Annotated in this window: 1 protein-coding gene; it reads right to left on the bottom strand. The window is 41.5% G+C overall.

All coding sequences use genetic code 11. From position 1 onward, the window contains the following. Nucleotides 1–146 (bottom strand): NAD-dependent epimerase/dehydratase family protein (locus AB4512_RS23695; RefSeq protein ID WP_372175960.1); only part of this gene is annotated, 146 nt, incomplete at its 3' end. Between the last annotated feature and the right edge of the window lie 129 nt (nt 147–275).

Genomic DNA, 275 nt, shown 5'->3' on the forward strand with positions numbered 1-275 from the left:
GCGTCAATGGAAGGGATAACCAAGCGATTAGTTAGTGGCTCTATTTGCTTACGCACAACCGGAATGACTGTCCAGTCGTGCTCTCTAGCCAACTCAACAACTCTAGAGCCGACAAAACCTGTGCTACCTGTGACTAGAATATTCATAACAAAACGGCCTCAATAGAACAAATAATGAGCAAAATTAATAGCAATGCTCCTGAGCACCACAGAACCACCAATAACATCTAGCTTACCGCACTCAACAGCATTAAAATATCTTGAATAAAACATTGT

The sequence above is a fragment of the Vibrio sp. 10N.222.52.B7 genome, assembly GCF_041474275.1.
Lineage (GTDB): Bacteria > Pseudomonadota > Gammaproteobacteria > Enterobacterales > Vibrionaceae > Vibrio > Vibrio crassostreae_C.